Origin of the sequence: Mycobacterium sp. 1081908.1 (genome assembly GCF_001673535.1) — a bacterium.
Taxonomy (GTDB): Bacteria; Actinomycetota; Actinomycetes; order Mycobacteriales; family Mycobacteriaceae; genus Mycobacterium.
In genome coordinates, this window is the sequence record NZ_LZLY01000100.1 from 15,354 (window position 1) to 38,234 (window position 22,881).

Annotated in this window: 23 protein-coding genes; 16 read left to right on the plus strand and 7 right to left on the minus strand. The window is 67.4% G+C overall.

Translation table 11 applies throughout. The features are described from left to right. Positions 1 to 20 precede the first annotated feature (20 nt). The 7 genes from A5655_RS15410 to A5655_RS15440 all read left to right on the plus strand — a co-directional run bounded on the left by A5655_RS15410 (position 21) and on the right by A5655_RS15440 (position 6,916). Positions 21 to 1,274 carry a cytochrome P450 gene (locus A5655_RS15410; RefSeq protein ID WP_067011349.1) on the plus strand — a complete coding sequence of 418 codons (1,254 nt, stop codon included), beginning with the start codon at positions 21 to 23 and terminating at the stop codon, positions 1,272 to 1,274. Continuing rightward, complete coding sequence (locus tag A5655_RS15415) at positions 1,274 to 2,287, plus strand: acyl-CoA dehydrogenase family protein (RefSeq protein ID WP_067011350.1); 1,014 nt, start codon at positions 1,274 to 1,276, stop codon at positions 2,285 to 2,287. Before A5655_RS15410 ends, A5655_RS15415 begins: the two co-directional genes overlap by 1 nt. After that, positions 2,278 to 3,441, plus strand: a complete 1,164-nt coding sequence (gene fadE29 / locus A5655_RS15420; RefSeq protein ID WP_067011351.1) for an acyl-CoA dehydrogenase FadE29 — start codon at positions 2,278 to 2,280, stop codon at positions 3,439 to 3,441. Before A5655_RS15415 ends, fadE29 begins: the two co-directional genes overlap by 10 nt. Continuing rightward, positions 3,438 to 4,385: a bifunctional MaoC family dehydratase N-terminal/OB-fold nucleic acid binding domain-containing protein gene (locus tag A5655_RS15425; RefSeq protein ID WP_067011352.1), complete on the plus strand. Its 948-nt coding sequence runs from the start codon at positions 3,438 to 3,440 to the stop codon at positions 4,383 to 4,385. Before fadE29 ends, A5655_RS15425 begins: the two co-directional genes overlap by 4 nt. Then, positions 4,382 to 4,783: a MaoC family dehydratase gene (locus tag A5655_RS15430; RefSeq protein ID WP_067011353.1), complete on the plus strand. Its 402-nt coding sequence runs from the start codon at positions 4,382 to 4,384 to the stop codon at positions 4,781 to 4,783. Before A5655_RS15425 ends, A5655_RS15430 begins: the two co-directional genes overlap by 4 nt. Continuing rightward, positions 4,783 to 5,952 carry a lipid-transfer protein gene (locus A5655_RS15435; protein ID WP_067011354.1) on the plus strand — a complete coding sequence of 390 codons (1,170 nt, stop codon included), beginning with the start codon at positions 4,783 to 4,785 and terminating at the stop codon, positions 5,950 to 5,952. Before A5655_RS15430 ends, A5655_RS15435 begins: the two co-directional genes overlap by 1 nt. 118 nt (positions 5,953 to 6,070) lie before the next feature. Next, positions 6,071 to 6,916 carry an endonuclease domain-containing protein gene (locus A5655_RS15440; protein ID WP_067011355.1) on the plus strand — a complete coding sequence of 282 codons (846 nt, stop codon included), beginning with the start codon at positions 6,071 to 6,073 and terminating at the stop codon, positions 6,914 to 6,916. Between the two features lie 51 nt (positions 6,917 to 6,967). On the opposite strand, the gene A5655_RS15445 is transcribed toward A5655_RS15440, so the two are convergent. From A5655_RS15445 to kstD, 4 genes are all read right to left on the minus strand, one after another. Continuing rightward, positions 6,968 to 7,915, minus strand: a complete 948-nt coding sequence (locus A5655_RS15445) for an adenylate/guanylate cyclase domain-containing protein (protein ID WP_067011356.1) — start codon at positions 7,913 to 7,915, stop codon at positions 6,968 to 6,970. A 153-nt stretch (positions 7,916 to 8,068) separates the two neighbouring features. Then, positions 8,069 to 9,823, minus strand: coding sequence for a patatin-like phospholipase family protein (locus A5655_RS15450; RefSeq protein WP_067011357.1), 1,755 nt, complete (start codon positions 9,821 to 9,823; stop codon positions 8,069 to 8,071). 55 nt (positions 9,824 to 9,878) lie between these two features. Next, complete coding sequence (locus A5655_RS15455) at positions 9,879 to 10,739, minus strand: MaoC/PaaZ C-terminal domain-containing protein (protein ID WP_067011358.1); 861 nt, start codon at positions 10,737 to 10,739, stop codon at positions 9,879 to 9,881. 1 nt (position 10,740) lies between these two features. After that, positions 10,741 to 12,423 carry a 3-oxosteroid 1-dehydrogenase gene (gene kstD, locus A5655_RS15460; protein WP_067011371.1) on the minus strand — a complete coding sequence of 561 codons (1,683 nt, stop codon included), beginning with the start codon at positions 12,421 to 12,423 and terminating at the stop codon, positions 10,741 to 10,743. Between the two features lie 74 nt (positions 12,424 to 12,497). On the opposite strand from kstD, the gene A5655_RS15465 reads away from it, so the two are divergent. The 8 genes from A5655_RS15465 to A5655_RS15500 all read left to right on the plus strand — a co-directional run bounded on the left by A5655_RS15465 (position 12,498) and on the right by A5655_RS15500 (position 20,203). After that, positions 12,498 to 13,283 (plus strand): 2-keto-4-pentenoate hydratase, encoded by a 786-nt coding sequence (locus tag A5655_RS15465; RefSeq protein WP_067011359.1) that lies wholly within the window; start codon positions 12,498 to 12,500, stop codon positions 13,281 to 13,283. Between the two features lie 50 nt (positions 13,284 to 13,333). Further along, entirely contained in the window at positions 13,334 to 14,254 is a 921-nt protein-coding gene (locus A5655_RS15470) for an acetaldehyde dehydrogenase (acetylating) (protein WP_067011360.1), read from the plus strand. Beyond that, positions 14,251 to 15,312, plus strand: a complete 1,062-nt coding sequence (gene dmpG, locus A5655_RS15475; protein WP_067011361.1) for a 4-hydroxy-2-oxovalerate aldolase — start codon at positions 14,251 to 14,253, stop codon at positions 15,310 to 15,312. Before A5655_RS15470 ends, dmpG begins: the two co-directional genes overlap by 4 nt. A gap of 127 nt (positions 15,313 to 15,439) precedes the next feature. Further along, positions 15,440 to 16,654, plus strand: coding sequence for a PPE family protein (locus tag A5655_RS15480; protein WP_067011362.1), 1,215 nt, complete (start codon positions 15,440 to 15,442; stop codon positions 16,652 to 16,654). A 103-nt stretch (positions 16,655 to 16,757) separates the two neighbouring features. Then, positions 16,758 to 17,057: a hypothetical protein gene (locus tag A5655_RS15485; RefSeq protein WP_067011363.1), complete on the plus strand. Its 300-nt coding sequence runs from the start codon at positions 16,758 to 16,760 to the stop codon at positions 17,055 to 17,057. 88 nt (positions 17,058 to 17,145) lie between these two features. Then, complete coding sequence (locus tag A5655_RS15490) at positions 17,146 to 18,273, plus strand: hypothetical protein (RefSeq protein WP_067011364.1); 1,128 nt, start codon at positions 17,146 to 17,148, stop codon at positions 18,271 to 18,273. Further along, positions 18,270 to 19,058, plus strand: coding sequence for an SDR family oxidoreductase (locus A5655_RS15495; RefSeq protein WP_067011365.1), 789 nt, complete (start codon positions 18,270 to 18,272; stop codon positions 19,056 to 19,058). The genes A5655_RS15490 and A5655_RS15495 overlap by 4 nt, the downstream gene beginning before the upstream one ends. Then, a complete protein-coding gene (locus A5655_RS15500; RefSeq protein ID WP_067011366.1) occupies positions 19,058 to 20,203 on the plus strand; it encodes a sulfotransferase in 1,146 nt (381 codons plus the stop codon). Before A5655_RS15495 ends, A5655_RS15500 begins: the two co-directional genes overlap by 1 nt. A gap of 11 nt (positions 20,204 to 20,214) precedes the next feature. On the opposite strand, the gene A5655_RS15505 is transcribed toward A5655_RS15500, so the two are convergent. Next, positions 20,215 to 20,661: a hypothetical protein gene (locus tag A5655_RS15505; RefSeq protein ID WP_067011367.1), complete on the minus strand. Its 447-nt coding sequence runs from the start codon at positions 20,659 to 20,661 to the stop codon at positions 20,215 to 20,217. Between the two features lie 4 nt (positions 20,662 to 20,665). Then, a complete protein-coding gene (locus tag A5655_RS15510) occupies positions 20,666 to 21,835 on the minus strand; it encodes a Rieske 2Fe-2S domain-containing protein (protein ID WP_067011368.1) in 1,170 nt (389 codons plus the stop codon). Between the two features lie 117 nt (positions 21,836 to 21,952). On the opposite strand from A5655_RS15510, the gene A5655_RS15515 reads away from it, so the two are divergent. Beyond that, positions 21,953 to 22,477, plus strand: a complete 525-nt coding sequence (locus tag A5655_RS15515; protein ID WP_067011369.1) for a gamma carbonic anhydrase family protein — start codon at positions 21,953 to 21,955, stop codon at positions 22,475 to 22,477. 91 nt (positions 22,478 to 22,568) lie between these two features. On the opposite strand, the gene A5655_RS28305 is transcribed toward A5655_RS15515, so the two are convergent. Then, positions 22,569 to 22,881: PE-PGRS family protein (locus A5655_RS28305; protein ID WP_369807220.1), on the minus strand; the 313-nt coding region annotated here is incomplete at its 5' end.

Sequence of the window (22,881 nt, forward strand, 5' to 3'; positions counted from 1 at the left end):
GCAGTTAAAGGAGAAGTAGCGTGCCCAGCCCCAACCTTCCGCCCGGGTTCGATTTCACCGACCCCGACATCTACGCGGAGCGGATTCCGGTCGAAGAGTTCGCCGAGGTGCGCGCGACAGCGCCGATCTGGTGGAACGAGCAAGCCCCGGGCCACGGCGGCGGGTTCAACGACGGCGGCTTCTGGGCGATCACCAAGCTCAACGACGTCAAGGAGATCTCGCGGCGCAGCGACGTGTTCTCCAGCTACGAGAACTGCGTGATCCCCCGGTTCAACGACGACATCGCGCGCGAGGACATCGAGCTGCAGCGGTTCGTCATGCTCAACATGGACGCGCCGCACCACACCCGGCTGCGCAAGATCATCTCCCGCGGCTTCACCCCCCGCGCCGTCGGGCGCCTGGAGGACGAGCTGCGGGAGCGCGCCCAGAAGATCGCCCAGGACGCGGCGGCCGCCGGTTCCGGCGACTTCGTCGAGCAGGTGTCCTGCGAGCTCCCGCTGCAGGCCATCGCCGGCTTGCTCGGGGTGCCGCAAGAGGACCGCGAAAAGCTGTTCCGCTGGTCCAACGAGATGACCGGAAATGACGACCCCGAGTATGCCGACATCGATCCCAAGGCGTCGTCGTTCGAGGTGCTGAACTACGCGATGCAGATGGCCGCCATCAAGGCCGAAAAGCCCGGCGACGACATCGTCACCACGCTGATCAACGCCGACATCGACGGGGAAAAGCTCTCCGACGACGAGTTCGGTTTCTTCGTGATGATGCTCGCGGTGGCCGGCAACGAGACCACCCGCAACTCCATCACGCAGGGGATGATGGCGTTCGCCGACTTCCCCGACCAGTGGGAACTGTTCAAGAAGGAGCGCCCGGAGACCGCCGCCGACGAGATCGTCCGCTGGGCCACCCCGGTCACCTGCTTCCAGCGGACCGCTCTCGAGGACTACGAACTGTCCGGCGTGCAGATCAAGAAGGGGCAGCGGGTGGTGCTGTTCTACCGCTCTGCCAACTTCGACGAGGAAATCTTCGACGATCCGTATACCTTCAACGTCCTTCGTGATCCCAACCCGCACGTCGGTTTCGGCGGCACCGGCGCGCACTACTGCATCGGCGCGAACCTGGCCAAGCTGACGATCAACCTGATCTTCAACGCCGTGGCCGACCACATGCCCGACCTCAAGCCGATCTCGGAGCCGGAGCGGCTGCGCTCGGGTTGGCTGAACGGCATCAAGCGCTGGCAGGTGGACTACACCGGTAAATGCCCGGTGAGCCACTGATGGACTTCGATCTCACCCCCGAGCAGCAGGCTGTCGCCGACGTCGCGACGTCGGTGCTGGACCGGGATCTCTCGTGGGAGGCGCTGGTCAGCGGGGGTGTGACGGCGCTGCCGGTGCCCGAACGCCTCGGGGGTGACGGCGTGGGCCTGTCCGAGGTCGCCACGGTGCTCACCGAGGCGGGCCGCCACGGCGCCATCACGCCGGCGCTGGCGACGCTCGGCTTCGGGGTGGTGCCGCTGCTCGATCTGGGCTCCGAGGAACAGCAGGACCGTTTCCTGGCCGGGGTCGCCAAGGGCGGGGTGCTGACCGCGGCGCTCAACGAGCCGGGCACGGCGCTGCCCGACCGGCCGGGCGCCACCTTCGCGAACGGCCGGGTGTCCGGCGTCAAGGTCGGAGTGGGCTATGGGGCGCAAGCGGATTGGATGATCGTGACCACCGACGGCGCCGTCGTGGTGGTGTCTCCCAAGGCCGACGGTGTGCGCCTGGAGCGCACGCCGACCTCGAACGGCTCGGAGGAGTACACGGTCACGTTCGACGGCGTGGCCGTTGGTGATTCGGACGTGTTGGCGGGCGGTTCGGCGCACCGGGTCAACCAGCTGGCGCTGGCGGCGACGGGTGCGTACGCCGACGGGCTGGTCGCCGGGGCGCTGCGGCTGACCGCCGACTACGTGGCCAACCGCAAGCAGTTCGGCAAGCCGTTGTCCACGTTCCAGACCGTCGCCGCGCAGCTCGCGGAGGTCTACATCGCTTCGCGCACCATCGATCTGGCCGCCAAGTCGGTGGTATGGCGGCTGTCCGAGGGCCGGGACGCCGATAGCGACCTCGACGTCCTCGGATATTGGATAGCGTCGCAGGCGCCGCCGGTGATGCAGATCTGCCATCACCTGCACGGTGGGATGGGCATGGACATCACGTATCCGATGCACCGCTACTACTCCACGATCAAAGACCTGGCCCGGCTGCTGGGCGGTTCTTCTCATCGCCTCGACCTGGTGGGAGCGCAATGTTCATAGACCTCACTCCGGAGCAGCGTCAGCTGCAAGCGGAACTGCGGGAATACTTTTCGACCCTGATCTCGTCCGACGAGATGAAGGCGATGGAGCAGGACCGTCACAACGAGGCCTATCGTGCGGTGATCCGGCGAATGGGCCAGGACCGCAAGCTCGGCGTCGGTTGGCCAAAGGAGTTCGGCGGCTTGGGTTTCGGCCCGATCGAGCAGTCGATCTTCGTCAACGAGGCGCATCGGGCCGACGTGCCACTGCCCGCGGTGACGTTGCAGACGGTCGGTCCGGTGTTGCAACAGTTCGGCAGCGATGCGCAGAAAAAGAAGTTCCTGCCGGCGATCCTGGCGGGCGAGGTGCATTTCGCGATCGGCTACACCGAGCCCGAGGCGGGAACCGACCTGGCGTCGTTGCGGACCACCGCGGTGCGCCAGGGCGACGAGTACATCGTCAACGGCCAGAAGATCTTCACCACCGGGGCGCACGACGCCGACTACATTTGGCTGGCCTGCCGCACCGACCCGGAAGCTGTGAAGCACAAGGGCATTTCGATCCTGATCGTCGACACCAAGGATCCCGGTTACTCCTGGACGCCGATCATTCTGTCCGACGGCGCCCACCACACCAACGCCACGTACTACAACGACGTGCGGGTGCCCGCCGACATGCTGGTCGGCGAGGAGAACGGCGGGTGGCGGCTGATCACCACGCAGCTCAACAACGAGCGAGTCATGCTGGGCCCCGCGGGCCGCACGGCCGGCATCTACGACCGGCTGCACGCCTGGGCGTCCAAGCCGGGCGGCGACGGCGTCACGCCGATCGATCACCAGGACGTCAAGCGGGCGCTCGGGGAGATCTACGCGATGTGGCGGATCAACGAGTTGCTCAACTGGCAGGTCGCGGCCGCGGGCGAGGACATCAACGTGGCCGACGCCGCGTCGACGAAAGTCTTTGGCACCGAGCGCATTCAGTACATCGGCCGGCTCGCCGAGGAGATCGTCGGCAAATACGGCAACCCGGCGGAACCGGACACCGCCGAGCTGCTGCGCTGGCTGGACTCGCAAACCAAGCGCAACCTGGTAATCACCTTCGGTGGAGGCGTGAACGAAGTCATGCGTGAAATGATCGCGGCCGCCGGCCTCAAGGTGCCGAGGGTGCCTCGATGACGGATATCCAGGAAGCGGTCGCGGAGATCACCGCCACCGTCGTCGCCGCGCCGCGCGCGGGCCGGGATCCGGTGAACCAGCCGATCATCAACAACTGGGTCGAGGCCCTCGGCGACCGCAACCCGATCTATGTGGACGAGGATGCCGCCAAGGCCGCGGGTCACCCCGGGATCGTGGCCCCACCGGCCATGATTCAGGTGTGGACGATGTTCGGGCAGGGCGGTGAACGCCCCACCGACGATCCGATGGGCCCGATCATGAAGCTGTTCGACGACGCCGGCTATATCGGGGTGGTCGCCACCAACTGTGAGCAGACCTATCACCGCTATCTGCGTCCCGGCGAGCAGGTCACCATCCATTCCGAAATGCGCGACGTGGTCGGCCCCAAGCAGACCGGCCTCGGCGAGGGCTACTTCATCAACCAGCACATCACTTGGCGGGTCGGTGACGAAGATGTGGCCGAGATGGCGTGGCGGATCTTGAAGTTCAAGCCCCGCGAGTCCGCGCCGTCCTCGGTGCCCGAGGACCTCGATCCCGATACCATGATGCGTCCGGCGTCGTCGCGTGACACCGCCTTCTTCTGGGAGGGCGTCAAAGCGCACGAGTTGCGGATTCAGCGCCGGCCCGACGGGACGCTGCAGCATCCGCCGGTGCCGGCCGTGTGGCAGGACAAGTCGGAGGCCATCGACTACCTGGTGGCCAGCGGCCGCGGCACGCTGTACAGCTACGTCGTGCACCATGCGCCGAAGGTGCCGGGACGCACGTTGCCTTTCGTGATCGCGCTTGTCGAGCTGGAAGAGGGCGTCCGTATGCTCGGCGAGCTGCGCGGCGTCGACCACGCCGAGATCAAGATCGGAATGCCGGTTCGCGCAACATATATCGACTTTCCGGCCGGTGACTCCGGCCCGGAGTGGAGCCTCTACGCTTGGGAGCCCGACGCATGAGCGCGCCCGTTGTTGAAGTGGGTACCACCCTGCCCGAGCTCAAGCTTTACGGTGACCCGACGTTCATCATCTCGACGGCGCTGGCCACCAGGGACTTTCAGGATGTGCACCATGACCGGGACCTGGCGCAGGCCAAGGGATCCAAGGACATCTTTGTCAACATCCTGACCGACACCGGGCTGGTGCAGCGCTACGTCACGGACTGGGCCGGGCCGTCGGCGCGGATCAAGTCGATCGGGCTGCGGCTCGGGGTGCCGTGGTATGCCTACGACACCGTCACCTTCTCCGGCGAGGTGACCGCCATCGACGACGGCCTGATCACGCTGAAGGTGTTCGGCCGCAACAGCCTTGGCGATCACGTCATCGCGAACGTGACCCTGACGATCGGGGGTGCCTGATGTTGTCGGGTAAGGCCGCGATCGTCGGCATCGGTGCGACCGATTTCTCGAAGGACTCCGGCCGCAGCGAGCTGCGCTTGGCGGCCGAGGCGGTCCTGGATGCGTTGGACGACGCCGGCCTTTCGCCGTCGGACGTCGACGGGCTGACCACGTTCACGATGGACACCAACAACGAGACCGCGGTGGCGCGCGCGACCGGCATCGGTGACCTGAAGTTCTTCGCCCAGACGGGCTACGGTGGCGGCGCCGCGTGCGGCACCGTCCTGCACGCGGCGATGGCCGTTGCGACCGGGGTGGCCGACGTCGTCGTCGCGTACCGCGCTTTCAACGAACGCTCGGGCATGCGATTCGGTCAGGTCCAGACCCGGCTGGTGGGAAATGCCGGCGTGCAGGCCGATTCGACCGCGGCCGACAATGCCTTCTCGTATCCGCACGGGCTGTCGACGCCGGCGGCCCAGGTCGCGATGATCGCCCAGCGCTACATGCACTGGTCCGGCGCGACCAGCCGGGACTTCGGCGCGATCTCGGTGGCCGACCGCAAGCACGCCGCCAAGAACCCCAAGGCGTACTTCTACGAGAAGCCGATAACCATTGAGGACCACCAGAATTCGCGGTGGATCGCCGAGCCGTTGCGGCTGCTGGACTGCTGCCAGGAAACCGACGGCGCGGTGGCGATCGTGGTGACCTCCCCGGAGCGGGCGAAGGATCTCAAGCAGCGCCCGGCGATCATCGAGGCCGCGGCGCAGGGTTCCAGCCCCGACCAGTACACGATGGTCAGCTATTACCGCGACGAGCTCGGCCTGCCCGAGATGGGGCTGGTCGGCCAGCAGATGTGGCAGCAGTCCGGTCTCAAGCCGACCGACATCCAGACCGCGATCCTGTACGACCACTTCACGCCGTTCACCCTGATTCAGTTGGAGGAGTTGGGATTCTGCGGTCGCGGGGAGGCGAAGGACTTCATCGCCGACGGTGCCATCGAGGTGGGCGGCCGGCTGCCCATCAACACCCACGGCGGTCAGCTCGGCGAGGCGTACATCCACGGCATGAACGGCATCGCGGAGGGTGTGCGGCAGTTGCGTGGCACCTCGGTGAACCCGGTGCCCGACGTCGAGCACGTCCTCGTCACGGCGGGGACGGGTGTGCCGACGTCGGGCCTGATCCTCGGCTAGCGTCTCGAGCGTGCGGCCTGCCGCACGTTCGCGTTCGAGTGTGCGGTCAGCCGCACGTTCGGCGACATGTGGATGGCTGAAGTGACGCCCGCAGCGCCTCATGCGACGCTGCGGGTCCATGATCGAGCCGTTTATTGGCAACGAGGCCATCGCCGCGGGGGCGATGTCTAAGTCCCAGCTGGCTACACGCTTTCGGCGATTGTTCCCAGACGTCTACGTGGGGCGCGATGTCGACGTCACTGCCGAATTGCGTGCCAAAGCTGGGTGGCTGTGGAGCGGGCGCCGGGGTGTTGTCGCGGGGTTCGCCGCGGCCGCTCTGCACGGCAGCAAATGGGTCGACGACGCACAGGTGGTGGATCTGGTGCACGACAACCGAAGAGGGCCGCCGGGGATCAAATCACACGCAGACCGTATCGACGATGACGAGATCAAGCTGGTGGCCGGCATACCGGTCACTTCGCCGGTCAGGACGGCACTGGACTTCGGCTGTTGGTACCCGACGACGACGGCGGTTGCGGGCATCGACGCGCTCGCCAGAGCAACGGAAATCAAACCTGCTGATGTCGAGCTGCTGTGCCGCAAATACTCCGGGCGCCGAGGCATCGTGCGAGCGCGCCAAGCGGCAGATCTGTTCGATCCGGGTGCACAGTCGCCCAAAGAGTCGTGGCTGCGCGTCGTCTTGATCCAGGCGGGCTTGCCGAGGCCGCAGACACAGATCCCGGTTTTCGACGACTTCGGCAGCGTCTTCGCGTACCTCGACATGGGTTGGGAGGACTTCAAGGTCGCCGTCGAATACGACGGCGACCAGCACCGCAGCGATCGCCAGCAATACACCTGGGACGTAAGGCGATTGGAAAGGCTTGAGCGTCTCGGATGGATCGTCGTACGAGTGGTCGCGGGCGACCGGCCGGCCGACATCGTTGGTCGCGTTCGCGCCGCATTGTCCCGACGAGCGTGCGGCTAGCCGCACAGTAGAGACCGAGCGTGCGGCTGGCCGCACGCTCGCCTTAGTCGGCTAAGAACGCGCGACGACCGGAAAAACGGTCTCCATTCCGCGTCGGCCCTTGATCTCCACCTGCTCGGGCTGCCCCCAGTCGTATTGCGCCTCGACGGCGGAATGAACGCCGGTGCTGACCATCACGGCCGGGCGCCCGGCCCGGCCGGCGATGCCGGCCAACCGGAACGCCACGTTGGTCGCGTCGCCGATGACGGCCGTGACCGTCCTCGTCATCGCGGCGATCGCGGCCCGGCCCTGCACCACCCCCCAGCCCATGCGGATCGGCGAGCCGTCCGGGCTACGCAGCGGGAGCGTGGGCGCGAGCTCCTCGACCCTCTGGTTCGCGGCGAGCGCGAAGTCGATCGCGAGTTCGTTGGCCGTCGGAATCGTCCGCAACTCCCAGACGGCGTACAGGGCATCGCCGGCGTAGTGATTGAGCGTTCCGCGGTGGGCGCGCAGGACGCGGTTGAGCTCGTGCCAGAGATAGTTCAGGCTCTGGGCGATCACCTGGTTGTCGGTGACCTCTGAGATCGTCGAGTAGTTGGTGATATCGCCGACCACCATCACCATGGTCTCCTCGACGATCCGGGTCAGCGTCGGGCTGGTGTTGGTCACCCCGGCGGCGTTGAACCGGTCCGACCGGAAGATGAGCACGACGTCGCCCACCGAGATCCGGTCGTCGGGCTTGAGGGGGACCTGCACGGCGCGCTCGAGCGGCATGCCGTTGAGCAACGTGCCATTGGTGCTGGTGTCGATGAGGTAGGCCCGGTCGGTGGTGACGTCCAAACGGATCTCGAGGTGGTTGCGGGAGATGTTCGGATCGGGAATGACCAGTCGACGCTGTTCGTCGATGCCCGCGCACTGACGGCCGACGAATAGTTGATCGAAGATCGGCACGATCTTCTCGCCGCCATTCAAGTGCATGACGAGATTGGCCAGCGGCTTGTCCCACCAATCGGAGCCCATGGCTTAACGACCTGGCCGCACTCGAACGGCCGCGTGCGCGAGCGAGGCTCCCCGTTGCCTGCCCCGCTCCGCCTGACGACCCTGTGCACACACGAAGCGTCTGCCATCTGAAGATGCTGAGCTGTTTGCTGCAGGGCTAATCGTATCCGACGCTCAGCGAACCGGGGCGGGCTGCGCGTCGAGAGCCGCCCGGGCCGCGATCCGCCCGGCTTCGAGGGCGGCATCGATGTTTTTGAAGTCCAACGGACCGATCGCTGAGACGTCCGGCTCGATGATCGCCGAGACTCGGGGGAGCTCGCGCAGGTTCCACTTGGGGGCCGCGAGTTCGACGCTGCGAAGCAATGTGTCTTGCAGCGGTGGCAGGGCTACATCCGTCCCGGTCACGAGCCGCCGGACGAACGCGGGAGGCTGAAGCTTCGCCGGCAGCGGGCCAAAGCCCTTCGACGGCACCCACGTCGTGCGGAGATCGACGCAGATCACCTCGCCGTCCGGGTCGGCGCACATCACGTCGGCCGGGAGGATGTTCATCAGTCCGCCGTCGACGAGCAGCCGTTCCCCATGCTGCACCGGCGGCAGGAGCCCGGGTATCGAGATCGATGCGCGCACCGCGACCCACAGCAGCCCACGCCGATGGATGATCTGATCGCCCGTGATGATGTCGGTGGAGACGGAGAAGAATTCCCTCGGCAGATGCTCGATCAGGGTCCCGCTGCCGAAGAATCCCTCAATCAGACGGTCGACACGGCGGCCTCGCGTGAGGGCTATCGCGGGGATCGTGTAGTCGCTGACGGGCTTAGTCTCTGCGACGTACTTCCGTGCCGCCGCGGTGCATTCCCGCGCGTCCAGACCCAGCGCGAAGGTGGCGGCGGCAAGGGCGCCGGAACTGGTTCCGCCGAACCGGTCGATGACGACGCCCGCCCGGGTGAGCTCTTCGTAGACCCCGTAGTGCGCGAGGCCGCGAGCGCCCCCGCCCCCGAGCACGAGACCCAGCGAGCGGCCGGCGATTCGGCGGGCCAGCGCGCCGATGCCGTCGTCGTCGGCGGGGTGGTGCGAGATCGGCTGCAGCAGGTCCCACCAGCTCGGTTCCGGTACCACGCCGCAGGTGACCAGGTGGACCGGCCCTTGCGTCACGGGCGGTTCGAGCGCTTCGGGTGGATGGGCCCGATCGGTGAGGACCACGACCCGGTCGCTTTGCGCGGTGACGTAGCGTCGCCAGCTGTCGCCCGAGCCCCGATCGGCCACCAGCAGGACCCAATCGTTGCTGCGCTCGACGCGGTCGAGGGTCTCGCTGAACGCGTCGACGAGCTCGCCGTAATGATTGGCCGCGGCCGTGGTTTCGACGGGCGGCGCGACGACGGCGGCCTGGCCGTGCGATCTCAGGCGAGTCGCGATCGCGTCGACGATCGGCATCGCGACCGCATCCCCGCTCGACACCACGCCGACGACCCGGCGACCGCGAGAGACGCTGGCCGCTCGTGACTCGCGAAGCATCACCGCCATCGCCCGGAACATCGCCGATTGCAGTTGCGGCGCCTTCGCGAGCACCTCGCTGAACGTGTCAGCGGCGATCCTCCAGACGACGCCGTCCCGAAGGGCCCGTACCCCGGCCGAGCGAACGGCGCCGGTGATCACGCCCAGGTCTCCGATCGAATCACCGGATGCCATCTCACGAAGCACCTGCCCATCGAGGCCGACGGCCGCGAATCGCCCCGAGGCGATTACGTAGATGGAGTCCGACGGGTCGCCCAGGTGAAAGAGCCACTCGTTGGCCGGGACGTGCTGGCGATCGACGGTGCTGGTGAGGAGGTCGAGTTGGTCGTCGTCGATCTCGGCGAATATCGGAATGCTGCGCAGTGCGGTTCGCTCGTCGGCCGCACGCGGTTCGGGCGACTGCCGTTCAGCGACCATGAAAGGACGAAAGCATATTGCGCCGTCCAGCGGTAGTCCGCTCACAGCAAGGGCGCTAGGCGGGGACCAGCTCGACGCCGCTCAGCACCACGGCGTTCTCGCGCGACGGCGCGACAACGCTGGCCACGAAACGGCCGTTCTCCTTCCAGATGCCGACCGTGAGGGTTTCACCGGGAAACGCCACGCCGGCGAAGCGCGCGCCGTAGGCGGCCACCGCCCCGGCATCGCCGTCGAGCAGCGCGTCGGTGATCGCCTTGCAGGTCATGCCGTAGGTACACAGGCCGTGCAGGATGGGCCTGGGAAAGCCTGCGGCGGCGGCGAATTCGGGGTCGGAGTGCAGCGGGTTGCGGTCGCCGCACAGCCGGTACAGCAACGCCTGCTGCGGCAGGATCGGCACGTCGACCTCCAGGTCGGGGGCCCGGTCCGGCGCGGCGTCCGGCGAGGACGGCCCGCGCTCGCCGCCGAAGCCGCCCTCGCCGCGGGCGAAGATCGACCGCCGCTGCGTCCACAGCAGCGTGCCGTCCGGGGCGCTGACCGTCGTCTCGCTCCAGATCACCGCGGCCTTGCCCTTGTCCCAGATGTCGGTGAACCGGGTGACGGCCCTGGCCGAGCCCGACGGCGGCAGCGGCCCGGGCACCTCGACCCGCTCGCTGGCGTGCAACACCTTGGCCAGCTCGATGTCGATGCCGGGGAACTGCACCGTCGGCGGCTTGGTCATGTGAAACGTCGCGGCGACGTTGCCGAACGTCGGCAGCACCTGCGGGGTGTCGTCGATCAGATAGCGCAGCTCGCGGGGATCCATCGGGTCGGAGCCGGCGCCGAGCCCCAGGTGGTAGAGCTGGATATCGCTGCTCTCCCAAGAGAATTCGATGGGGTGCAGCTCGGCGCTCAGCGCGACGTCTACATCGATCGGCATGTCAGTTGACCCCCGCGATGTGCAGCGCGGCGAGGTAGCCGAACGTCATCGCCGGCCCGATGGTGCCGCCCGGGCCGGGGTAGGTGTGGCCCATCACCGGGGCGCTGACATTGCCCGCGGCGTAAAGGCCTTCGATGACGCTGCCGTCGTCGCGCAGCGCCCGGCCGTGCACGTCGGTGCGGATGCCGCCCTTGGTGCCCAGGTCCCCGGGCACCATCTTGGCGGCGTAGAACGGCGCGTGGCTGATCTCACCGAGGTTGGCGTTCGGCTTGTTGGTGGGGTCGCCGTAGTACCGGTCGTAGGCGCTCTCCCCGCGGTGGAAGTCCTCGTCGACGCCGGACCGCGCGAAACCGTTGAACCGCGCCACGGTTGCCGCGAACTCGGCCGGCGGAAGCCCCGCCTTCGAGGCCAGCTCCTCGAGGGTGTCGGCCTGGATGATCACGCCGGATTCCAGCCACTTGCGCGGGATGCGTTGGCCCGGTTGCAGTCCCGCGAAGATGTAGCGGTCGCGGTACTGCTGGTCGAACACGAGCCACGCCGGGATGTTCTCGCCCGGACCCGGACCCTGGCCGAATTCCCCGCCGTACATGTGGTGACAGGCCTCGACGTAGGGCATCGACTCGTTCATGAAGCGCTTGCCCGACATGTTGACGATGATCGAGCCCGGCGAGTTGCGTTCGGACAGCGCGAACCAGGGCGCGCCCACCAGCGGCACCGTCGGGCCCCACCAGGCGTCCTCCATCAGATCCAGTGCGGCGCCCAGCTTTTCGCCCGCGACAATGCCGTCGCCGGTATTGGCCTTGGCCCCGACGGTCCATTCGGTGGTGATGGGGGCCCGCTGGTACTTCACCCGCATCTGTTCGTTGTGTTCGAACCCGCCGCTGGCCAGGATCACGCCGCGGCGCGCCCGGATCAACTGTGGCTCGGCCGATTCCGATGCCGCCGTGTCGCGAACGTACACGCCCCGCACCACGCCGTCCTCGACGTAGAGGTCGGTGAGCGCGGTGTTGAGCCGCACGGGGACACCGGCGCGCTGCAGCCCGATGCGCAGCGGCCCGATCAGCGCCCTGCCCATGCCGACCAGGTTCTTGCCGGTCGCCTTGGCCCACATGGTGCGCGCGCCCACCTTCAGGCTGCGCGCCACGCCCCGCGGATGCCGCTTCAGCTGGTTGAGCCGCACGTAGTCCTGCTGCATCACAACGACATTGAGCGGCACCTTGCCGTAGGCGGGCTCCAGCCCCGCCTCGTCGGCGCCGAGCTTGCGGGCGTTGAACGGCTTGGGCTCGATCGACCGCCCTTCCGCGCGGCCCCCGGGCGCCTCGGGGTAGTAGTCGGAGTAGCGCGGCACCCAGCACATTTTCAGTGGCGTGTGCTTCAGCACGAAGGACAGCATCTCGGGTCCGCGCTCGAGGTAGGTGTCGATGCGCTCCGGCTCGACGATGTCGCCGATGATTCCGTGCAGGTAGGTGCGGGCCGCCTCCGGCGTGTCCCGCACGCCGTCGCGCTTCAGCACCTCGTTGTTCGGAATCCAGACCCCGCCCCCGGATCGCGCGGTGGAGCCGCCGAAATGCGCGGCCTTCTCGATGACTACTGTCGAAAGGCCGCGGTGCGCGGCGGCAAGGGCGGCAACCATGCCGGCCCCGCCGCTCCCGACCACGACGACGTCGTACTCCTGCCCTGTCATGTAGAACACGTTATAGAATTGCCCGGGTTGGGCGCTACCGGCCCGGTCAAACGAACTAAGGGGACTTCCGGGAAATGCTCAGTGTTGCGATCCGCGACGAGCTGGCCGCCGACCTGGCGCAAGCCGAGCGCAGCCGTGAGCCCATCACGCCCCTGACCGCCGCTTACCCGGACATCGACGTCGTCGACGCCTACGAGATTCAGCTGATCAACATCCGTCAGCGCGTCGCCGAGGGCGCCCGGGTGCTGGGCCACAAAGTGGGCCTGTCTTCGCTGGCGATGCAGCAGATGATGGGGGTCGACGAGCCGGACTACGGCCACCTGCTCGACGAGATGCAGGTGTTCGAGGACATCCCAGTCAAGGCGGGCCGCTACCTGTACCCGCGGGTCGAGGTGGAGGTCGGTTTCATCCTGTCCGACGACCTGCCCGGCGCCGGCTGCACCGAGGACGACGTGCTGGCGGCCACCGAGGCGCTGGTGCCGTCGATCGAGCTGATCGATACCCGCATCACCGACTGGAAGATCGCGCTGTGCGACACCATCGCCGACAACGCCTCCTCGGCGGGCTTCGTGCTCGGGGCGGCGAGGGTGTCGCCGGCCGACGTCGACGTCAAGGCGATCGACGCGGTCCTGACCCGCAACGGCGAGGTGATCGCCGAGGGTCGCAGCGATGCGGTGCTGGGCAACCCCGTCACCGCGGTCGCGTGGCTGTCCCGCAAGGTGGAAAGCTTCGGGGTGCGGCTGCGAAAAGGTGACATCGTCTTACCGGGATCGTGCACGCGGGCGATAGATGCACGCGCCGGCGACGAGTTCGTCGCCGACTTCACGGGCCTCGGTTCGGTGCGTTTGTCGTTTGAATAGGCACGGATTAGTTTTGAATCAGTCGATTTAAAGCTTCGAAAAGGAGCATCATGCCGTCCAAGGCGAGTGTGGCCATTGTCGGGTCGGGAAACATCAGCACCGACCTGCTCTACAAGCTTCTCCGGTCGGACTGGCTGGAACCGCGCTGGATGGTGGGCATCGACCCGGAAAGCGAGGGCTTGGCGCGGGCCCGCAAGCTGGGTTTGGAGACCACCCACGAGGGGGTCGACTGGCTGCTGGCGCAGCCGGAGAAACCCGATCTGGTCTTCGAGGCGACCAGCGCCTACGTGCACCGGGACGCGGCGCCGAAATACGAAGCCGCCGGAATCCGGGCCATCGACCTGACGCCGGCCGCGGTGGGCCCGGCGGTGATCCCGCCGGCGAACCTGCGTGAGCACCTGGACGCGCCCAACGTCAACATGATCACCTGCGGTGGGCAGGCGACCATCCCGATCGTCTACGCCGTCTCTCGGGTGGTCGAGGTGCCGTACGCGGAGATCGTGGCTTCGGTGGCCTCGGTATCCGCGGGTCCGGGAACGCGCGCCAACATCGACGAGTTCACCAAGACCACCAGCAAGGGCGTCGAGACCATCGGCGGCGCCAAGCGCGGTAAGGCGATCATCATCCTGAACCCCGCCGACCCGCCAATGATCATGCGCGACACCATCTTCTGCGCGATCCCCGAGGACGCCGACCGGGATGCCATCGCCAAGTCCATCCACGACGTCGTCGCCGAGGTGCAGACCTACGTGCCCGGGTACCGGCTGCTCAACGAGCCGCAGTTCGACGACCCGTCGCTCAACTCCGGCGGTCAGGCCCTGGTCACCACCTTCGTCGAGGTCGAGGGCGCCGGGGATTACCTGCCGCCCTACGCGGGCAACCTCGACATCATGACCGCGGCGGCCACCAAGGTCGGCGAGGAAATCGCCAAGGAATCCCTGTCGGCGACGGCGGGAGGAGCGCAAGCATGAGCATTCAGGACATCTTTTTCAACCCGATCTGGGATGTGCGGATGACCGACACCTCCCTGCGGGACGGGTCCCACCACAAGCGCCACCAGTTCACCAAGGACGAGGTTGGTGCCATCGTGGCCGCCCTGGACGCCGCGGGCGTGCCCGTGATCGAGGTGACCCATGGCGACGGGCTGGGCGGCTCGAGCTTCAACTACGGGTTCTCCAAGACACCCGAGCAGGAGCTGATCAAGCTCGCGGCCGAGACCGCCAAAGAGGCCAAGATCGCGTTCCTGATGCTGCCCGGGGTGGGCACCAAGGAGGACATCAAGGAGGCGCAGGACAACGGCGGCTCGATCTGCCGGATCGCCACGCATTGCACCGAGGCCGACGTATCGATCCAGCATTTCGGGCTGGCCCGTGAGCTGGGCCTGGAAACCGTCGGCTTTTTGATGATGTCGCACACCATCCCGCCGGAGAAGCTGGCGGCGCAGGCGCGCATCATGGCCGACGCCGGATGCCAGTGCGTCTACGTGGTCGACTCGGCCGGGGCGCTGGTCCTCGAGGGAGTGCGCGACCGGGTGGCAGCGCTCGTCGCCGAATTGGGCGACGACGCCCAGGTCGGCTTCCACGGCCACGAGAACCTCGGCCTGGGGGTGGCCAACTCGGTGGAGGCCGTCCGCGCCGGGGCCAAGCAGATCGACGGCTCCTGCCGCCGGTTCGGGGCCGGCGCGGGCAACGCGCCCGTCGAGGCCCTGATCGGGGTGTTCGACAAGATCGGCGTGAAGACCGGCATCGACTTCTTCGACATCGCCGACGCCGCCGAGGACGTCGTCCGCCCGGCCATGCCTGCCGAGTGCGTGCTCGACCGCAACGCCCTGATCATGGGGTACTCGGGCGTCTACTCCAGCTTCCTCAAGCACGCCGTCCGCCAAGCCGAGCGCTACGGCGTGCCCGCGCACGCGCTGCTGCACCGGGCCGGTCAGCGCAAGCTCATCGGCGGCCAGGAAGACCAGCTCATCGACATCGCCTTGGAGATCAAGCGCGAGCAGGAAAGCGGCGCGGTCGTCACGCATTAAGGGTGGGCGGTCTGGTCTGCGCCGCCTGCCCCCGGCTCTAGAATTATTTGAATCTGACGGAAGCCGGTAAGCCTCCGTCGGCATTGGCTTAGCGTTAGATCGACGGCACGTATCGCTAGGGGATGTTGTGAGCTTCTTTGGTTTGCCACCGGAGATCAATTCGCTGCTGATGTACTCGGGCGCCGGTTCGGGTCCGATGCTGGAGGCGGCGGCGGCCTGGAACGGGCTGGCGTCCGAGTTGTCGTCCGCCGCCCAGTCGTTCGCGTCGGTCACGTCGACGTTGGCCAGCCAGGCGTGGCAGGGTGCGGCCGCGCAGGCGATGGCGGCCGCGGCGGCCCCGTACGCCGGGTGGTTGAACGCGGCGGCGTCGCAGGCCGCCGGGGCGGCGGCCCAAGCGCAGGCGGTCGTCAGCGCGTTCGAGTCGGCGCTCGCGGCGACGGTGCATCCATTGGAGGTGGAGGCCAACCGCAACGGCTTGGTCAACTTGGTGATGAGCAATCTGTTCGGGCAGAACTGGCCCGCGATCGCCGAGACCGAGTTCAACTACCTGGAGATGTGGGCCCAGGACGTCACCGCGATGGTGGGCTATCACGGCGGGGCGTCGGCGGCGGCCGGGCAATTGCTGTCGGGGCAGGCGAGCCTGCCGGCGATTCCGAGCCTGCCCGGGCTTGGCGGCATCGGCGCCGGCGGCTCGAGCCCGGCGGGCGGCACCGCCACTGCCGGCGCCGGCGCTGCGGGTGCCGCGGGCGGCGGAGGCGGCGGGGACGGCGCGGGCGGCGTGGCCGCGGGTAGCGCCGCTGCCGGCGGCGGCGGAGGCGACGGCGCCGGCGGTGCGGCCGCGGTCGGCGGTGGGAACGGCGGTTACGCGAGTGGTGTCGGCACCGCCGATCCCAATGCGGGCGTCGCGGCTACCGGCGGCGGCTACGTCGGCACCGGAGACGCGGGCGCGGCGAACGCCGCTGCCGTGAGTGGCGGTGGCGGTGGTGGCAGCGCCGGCATGCTCGGAGCCGGTGGTATGGGAGCGATGATGATGATGTCGGCCGCGGCGTCGGCGTCGTCCAGCTCGTCGACCACAGCGTCGGCGCCGCCGATTCCGCCGGCTAAGGCCGCGGAGGAAACCGCGCCGGCTGCGCCTCCAGTGGAGCAAGCGGTGGCCGCGGAAGTAGAGGAAGCCATTCCGGTGGCCGCCACACCCCTCGGGACGACACAGGCCGCGGCCGGGCCGGCCGCGGAGATCTCGGCGGCCAAACCGAAGGCCGCGGCGACAACGGGGGCCGGGGAGCGCGAGCGCGTGGCGCTGGCACTCGACGACGAGCCGGAGCGGGAAGCCCGGGCCAACTAAACCTTCGCCACGGCGGCCCGCTCCTTCGCGCCTCCGGAGCCGGTTCGCGCACGGACGCCGCGGGTAGTGTTGATCGCGACGTCTCTGGCAAAGGAGGGATCCGATGACCGCGAAAACTCTCAGCCCTCTGCGGCGCGGATTGTGCGGCGTGGTGGCCGCCGGGGTACTGGGCGCCACCGCCCCGCTGGCGATCGCGTTGGCGCCGGCCAACGCCGATCCCCAATGCGATCAGACGGTTGGTCAGTCCATCGACTCGTACCTGACCCGGCATCCGGACGTGAAGCAGCAGTTGCAGGCCAAATCTCAGGCCGAGGGTGGTGGCGGCAACGTCATCGACTACCTGAATCGGCATCCCGACGTGCGGCAGCACCTGATCGACCTGTCCCAGCAGTGCGTGCCGTAGTGAGCGGGTGTCGTCCGTAAACGTCGTCGGCGACGCGGGGGAACGTTCGCCATTGACTAAAAAGTAGAACACGTTCTAGCGTCTAGGCGTGTTCTCTGATCCCCTCACCCAAGCGATCGCCGAAGCCGAGCAGCTGGTGGCCGCCGCGCCGTTCATCGAGACCGAAGCCGACCTGCTGGAAGGGCTGCAATATCTGGCCGGCTGCGTCGCGGCATGTACGCACCTCGCCTTCGATTACGAGCGCGACCATCCGTTCCTGCAGTCGGGCACCGGGCCGTTCACCAAGATGGGCCTCGACAACCCCGACACCCTCTACTTCGGCACCCGGGTGCAGGCCAACCACGACTACGTCGTGACCGGCAAACGCGGGACCACCACCGACCTTAGTTTCCAGCTGCTCGGTGGCGAGTACACCGACGACAACGTGCCCGCCAGCCAGGCCGCGTTCGACGACCGCGAGCTCGACATCGCCGCGGACGGCAGCTTCGAGTGGCGGGTGCGGCCGAACAGCCCCGGCCAGTTGGTGATTCGCGAGGTATACGGCGACTGGGCGGCCCAGCGCGGCACGCTCACCATTTCCCGGCTGGACACGGCTGGCACCGCGCCGCCGCCGCTGACCCGCCAGACCATCGAAAAGCGTTACGCCACAGCGGGCAAGCAGCTGGTGAACCGCGTCAAGACGTGGCTGCAGTTTCCGCAGTGGTTCTACCTCGACCTCCCGGTCAACACCATGGTTCCGCCGAGGCTGACCCCCGGCGGGCTGGCGACCCAGTACTCGTCGGTCGGGCATTTCGACCTGCGGCCCGATCAGGCGCTAGTGATCACCATCCCGGTCTCGGACGCCCCCTATCTCGGCTTCCAGCTGGGCAGCCTGTGGTACATCTCGCTGGACTACATCAACCACCAGACTTCGCTGAACAACACTCAGGCCCAGGCGGATCCGGACGGCAAGGTGCGCATCGTCGTTGCCGACCAGAACCCGGGAGTGACCAACTGGGTTGAGACCCTCGGCCACCGGCGCGGCTTCCTCCAGTTCCGCTGGCAGCGGGTGTCGCGTGAGCTCACCGATGCCGACGGGCCCACCGTCGAGTTGGTCGACTTCGACGCAGTGCCGGCCGCGCTGCCGCACTTCGAGCACAATAAGATCTCCGAGGACCAGTGGCGCGAGCGAATCGCATTGCGCCAGCAGCAAATCGCGGCAAGGATGCTGGGATGACGAGGTCAGGAATGCTCGAGGGAAAGGTCGTCGTCATCAGCGGCGTCGGGCCGGGGCTCGGCACCACGCTGGCGCACCGGTGCGCGCGTGACGGTGCCGACCTGGTGCTGGCGGCGCGCTCCCTCGACCGGCTGGAGGCGGTCGCCAAGCAAATCAACGACACCGGTCACAAGGCGTTGGCGGTGCGCGCCGACATCACCGACGACGAGGAGGTGGCCTACCTCGTCGAGACCACCATGGGCACCTACGGCAAGGTCGACGTGCTGGTCAACAACGCGTTCCGGGTGCCGTCGATGAAGCCGTTGGCCGGCACGTCGTTTCAGCACATCCGCGACGCGATCGAGCTGAGCGCGCTGGGGGCGCTGCGCCTCATCCAGGCCTATACGCCGGCGCTGGAGAAGTCGTCGGGATCGGTCGTGAACGTCAACTCCATGGTGCTGCGGCACTCCCAGGCGAAATACGGCGCGTACAAGATGGCGAAGTCCGCCCTGCTGGCCATGTCGCAGTCGCTGGCCACCGAACTCGGCGAGAAGGGAATCCGCGTCAATTCCGTTGCCCCGGGCTATATCTGGGGCGACACCTTGCAGAGCTACTTCGAGCATCAGGCCGGCAAGTACGGCACCACGGTAGACCAGATCTACCAGGCCACCGCCGCGAACTCCGACCTGAAGCGCCTGCCCACCGAGGACGAAGTGGCCTCGGCGATCCTTTTTCTCGCCAGCGATCTGTCCAGCGGCATCACCGGACAGACCCTGGACGTCAACTGCGGGGAGTACCACACCTGATGACCGACCGTACCGACGTCGGCACCGTCGACGAACTGCAGGCATCGGCCACCAAGCTGATCGGCCTCGATGACTTCGGGGCCGACGACGACAACTATCGCGAGGCGCTCGAGGTGCTACTCGACTCCTACCGGCGCGAGGCGGACCTAACGGTGTTGGGCAGCAAGATGAATCGGTTCTTCCTGCGCGGCGCGCTGGTGGCCCGCCTGCTCTCCGAAGCCGCCTGGAAGCAATACCCCGAGCACGCCGACGTGGTGATCGAACGGCCGATCTTCGTGACCGGGCTGGTGCGCACCGGCACCACGGCGCTGCACCGGCTGCTCGGCGCCGACCCGGCGCATCAGGGCCTGCACATGTGGTTGGCGGAGTTCCCGCAGCCGCGCCCGCCCCGCGACGAGTGGGATGCGAACCCGTTCTATCGCCAGCTCGACGAACAATTCACCCGGCACCATGCGGAAAACCCGGGCTACACCGGCCTGCACTTCATGGCCGCATACGAGCTGGAGGAGTGCTGGCAGCTGCTGCGGCAGTCGCTGCATTCCGTGTCGTACGAGACCCTGTCGCACCTGCCCAGCTATTCAAAGTGGTTGTCGCAGCAGGACTGGACGCCGTCGTATCGTCGGCACCGCAAGAACCTCCAGCTGATCGGGCTCAACGACGCCGACAAGCGGTGGGTGCTGAAGAACCCCAGCCACCTCTTCGCGCTGGACGCCTTGATGGCCACCTATCCCGACGCGCTGGTGATCCAGACCCACCGGCCCGTCGAGACGATCATGGCCTCGATGTGCTCGCTGGCCCAGCACACGTCCGAGGGCTGGTCGGAGACGTTCGTCGGCGACCGGATCGGTGCCGACTCAATGGAAACCTGGTCGCGCGGGTTGGAGCGGTTCAACACCGCGCGCGCCAAATACGATCCGGCCCAGTTCTACGACGTCGACTATCGCGAGCTGATCGCCGACCCGCTGGGCACGGTGGCCGACATCTACCGGCACTTCGGACTGACGCTGACCGACGAGGCGCGGGCGGCGATGGAGAAGAGCCACGCCGCAAGCCAATCCGGCGAGCGGGCGCCCAAACACACGTATTCGCTCGCCGACTACGGCCTGACTGTCGAAGAAGTCAAGGAGCGGTTCGCGGGACTGTAGGCCCGGGCGAGTCAGTCGTTTTCGGGCTGGTCCAGGTAGCCCTCCGCGAACGCATGCTCGATGCTGTCGCTCAGCTTCGGGCAGGCGCGGGCACGCGCGGTGTCCCCGCCAGATTCGCGGATCTCGCTGAAGTACGCGCAACGCTGCGCCGCCTGGGTGTTCCACTGCACGGCGGTATGGCCCGGGCCCATCCTCCTGACCGTGACGGTCACGTGGCAGAACCGGCAATCCACCGGCACCAGCCCCGACGTCAGGTAGCGCTCGCGATCGGCGCGCGTCGCATCGGCGACAGCGGCGGCGCGCTGCGGGTCGTCGGCGAAATCCCTTGATTTTGACCAAGATCCGGACCCGCCGTTGCTCGAAGGCGATTCGTCGTGATCGTGATGATCGCCGCGCAGCATCAGCATCGACCGGGCGAGCCGATCGACGTCCGGTACTGCCGGCTGGTCCTCGGGCATGGTCCTAATGTTGCTCGGCGGGTACGCCTTCGGACTCGGAGTCGGATTCCCGGGCCTTCAGGTTCTCCGCGACCTCGGCGTTCCAGTACTCGTTGGCGCGGGTGGTGTCGATCTCAATCTCGAAGCGCTCCACCATTTCCGGCTGGATGTCGGCGACGTCGACGTAGAACTGCTGGTACCAGCGGCGCAGCTGGTAGACGGCGCCATCCTCCTCGACCAGCAGCGGGTTGTCGATTCGGGTCTTGTTTTTCCAGATCTCGACATCCTGCATGAAGCCCTTGCTGACGCCCTCGGTGAAGACCCGCGACAGCTTGTCGGTCATCTCTTCGTCCATGCCCTTGGGCTTTTCGACGACGACGCCCCACTGCAGCACGAACGAGTTCTGCGTCACCGGGTAGTGGCAGTTGATCAGGATCGACTCGGCCTTGTAGCCGCCGTAGCTGTTGTGCAGCCAGTTGATCATGAACGACGGCCCGAAGTAGGACGCCTCCGAATCCAGGTGTGCCTCACCGTAAGAGGTCCCCAGATCGTTCACGTCGGGCCGGCCCACGTTGTGCAGGTACTGCGAGGCGATGTGGCCCTCGAAGACGTTCTTGAAGTACGTCGGCAGCCCGAAATGGATGTAGAAGAAGTGCGCCATGTCGGTGACGTTGTCGATGATGTCGCGGCAGTTGGAGCCCTCGATGAGGATGCTGTTCCACCGCCAGTCGGTCCACTCGTCGCTGTGGGCTTCGGGGATATCCGGGATCCTGACCGCGGGGTCCGGCGGATTGCCCTCGTGGTCGTGCCAGACGAACAGCAGGCCACCGCGCACGTCGGTCGTCCACGACCGGGTACGCGCGGTCTTCGGCGTGCGCTTGGCATACGGCACCAGCTTGCACCGGCCGTCGCCGCCCCAGCGCCAGTCGTGGAACGGGCAGGCGACCTCGTCGCCCTTGATGGTGCCCTCGGACAGGTCGCCGCCCATGTGCCGGCAGTAGCCGTCGAGCACCTTCAGGTCGCCGTGCGAATCGGCGAAAACCACCAGCTTGGTGCCGAACGCCTGCACGGAATGCGGCTTGCCGTCCTGGAAGTCCTTTGCGACGCCCAGGCAGTGCCAGCCGCGCGCATATCTCGTCGGCAGGGCGCCGGGATCGATTTCCCGGATGCCGGCCGCCTTGGTGTCGGTAGTCACCAGTCACCTCCAGTGGTCTCTAACTAGAACACGTTACAGTTTTGGGGCTCGGTGGCGCAATGACCGCTGGTCTAGCCGGGTTACCGGACGCGTATTGGGGCAAGGTATATCTAGACGATGCCGCTGTTTGCTTTCGAGGGCCGGTCACCGCGTGTCGATCCGACCGCGTTCGTGGCCCCGACCGCGACCCTGATCGGTGACGTCACCGTCGAGGCGGGGGCGTCGGTCTGGTTCAACGCCGTGCTGCGCGGCGACTACGGGCCGATCGTGGTGCGGGAAGGCGCCAACGTCCAGGACGGGTCGGTGTTGCACGCGCCGCCCGGCATCCCGGTGGACATCGGTCCGGGCGCGACGGTGGCGCACATGTGCGTGATCCACGGCGTTCACGTCGGCAAGGAGGCGCTGATCGCCAACCACGCCACCGTTTTGGACGGGGCGGTCATCGGCGCGCGCAGCCTGATCGCCGCCGGCTCACTGGTGTTGGCGGGCACGCAGATTCCGGCCGGGATGCTGGCGGTCGGGGCGCCGGCGCAGGTAAAGGGCCCGGTCGCGGGGACGGGCGCCGAGATGTGGATCAACGTCAACCCGCAGGCCTATCGCGACCTGGCGCAGCGGCATCTGGCCGGGCTGGAGCCGATCTAGGGGCTGCCGCGCGCGAACCGCGCGACGCTCAATCGCCTTGTCTCGTAGCAGGTTTCGCAGCCGACTCGAATTTCGGCTCAGCCCTTGCTGATTACGTCAGGCCGGGCGCCCCGGGGAAGCCCAACAACAGCCCGCGGGCACCACCGGTGCCGCCATTGCCGATAGTGGCGGGCGAGTTTCCGCCGTTACCGCCATTACCACCGTTGCCGACCAGCTGGGCGTTGCCGCCGTTGCCGCCGTTACCGCCAAGACCCGCGGCACCGATCGCCTCGCCGCCGGCGCCGCCCGTGCCGCCAGAACCGATCAACCCGGCCTTACCGCCGTTTCCACCGGCGCCGCCGGACGCACCAAGCCCCCCGGCACCGCCTGCGCCGCCGTCGCCGTTGAGCGTGCCACCGGCGCCG

Coding starts and splice junctions, on each gene's coding strand:
- kstD (WP_067011371.1), bottom strand. CDS start 12,423: ATGACAGGGCAGGAGTACGACGTCGTCGTGGTCGGGAGCGGCGGGGCC.
- A5655_RS15455 (WP_067011358.1), bottom strand. CDS start 10,739: ATGCCGATCGATGTAGACGTCGCGCTGAGCGCCGAGCTGCACCCCATC.
- dmpG (WP_067011361.1), top strand. CDS start 14,251: ATGAGCATTCAGGACATCTTTTTCAACCCGATCTGGGATGTGCGGATG.
- A5655_RS15415 (WP_067011350.1), top strand. CDS start 1,274: ATGGACTTCGATCTCACCCCCGAGCAGCAGGCTGTCGCCGACGTCGCG.
- A5655_RS15505 (WP_067011367.1), bottom strand. CDS start 20,661: ATGCCCGAGGACCAGCCGGCAGTACCGGACGTCGATCGGCTCGCCCGG.
- A5655_RS15445 (WP_067011356.1), bottom strand. CDS start 7,915: ATGGGCTCCGATTGGTGGGACAAGCCGCTGGCCAATCTCGTCATGCAC.
- A5655_RS15435 (WP_067011354.1), top strand. CDS start 4,783: ATGTTGTCGGGTAAGGCCGCGATCGTCGGCATCGGTGCGACCGATTTC.
- A5655_RS15470 (WP_067011360.1), top strand. CDS start 13,334: ATGCCGTCCAAGGCGAGTGTGGCCATTGTCGGGTCGGGAAACATCAGC.
- A5655_RS15440 (WP_067011355.1), top strand. CDS start 6,071: ATGATCGAGCCGTTTATTGGCAACGAGGCCATCGCCGCGGGGGCGATG.
- A5655_RS15500 (WP_067011366.1), top strand. CDS start 19,058: ATGACCGACCGTACCGACGTCGGCACCGTCGACGAACTGCAGGCATCG.
- fadE29 (WP_067011351.1), top strand. CDS start 2,278: ATGTTCATAGACCTCACTCCGGAGCAGCGTCAGCTGCAAGCGGAACTG.
- A5655_RS15430 (WP_067011353.1), top strand. CDS start 4,382: ATGAGCGCGCCCGTTGTTGAAGTGGGTACCACCCTGCCCGAGCTCAAG.
- A5655_RS15425 (WP_067011352.1), top strand. CDS start 3,438: ATGACGGATATCCAGGAAGCGGTCGCGGAGATCACCGCCACCGTCGTC.
- A5655_RS15495 (WP_067011365.1), top strand. CDS start 18,270: ATGACGAGGTCAGGAATGCTCGAGGGAAAGGTCGTCGTCATCAGCGGC.
- A5655_RS15485 (WP_067011363.1), top strand. CDS start 16,758: ATGACCGCGAAAACTCTCAGCCCTCTGCGGCGCGGATTGTGCGGCGTG.
- A5655_RS15515 (WP_067011369.1), top strand. CDS start 21,953: ATGCCGCTGTTTGCTTTCGAGGGCCGGTCACCGCGTGTCGATCCGACC.
- A5655_RS15465 (WP_067011359.1), top strand. CDS start 12,498: ATGCTCAGTGTTGCGATCCGCGACGAGCTGGCCGCCGACCTGGCGCAA.
- A5655_RS15450 (WP_067011357.1), bottom strand. CDS start 9,823: ATGGTCGCTGAACGGCAGTCGCCCGAACCGCGTGCGGCCGACGAGCGA.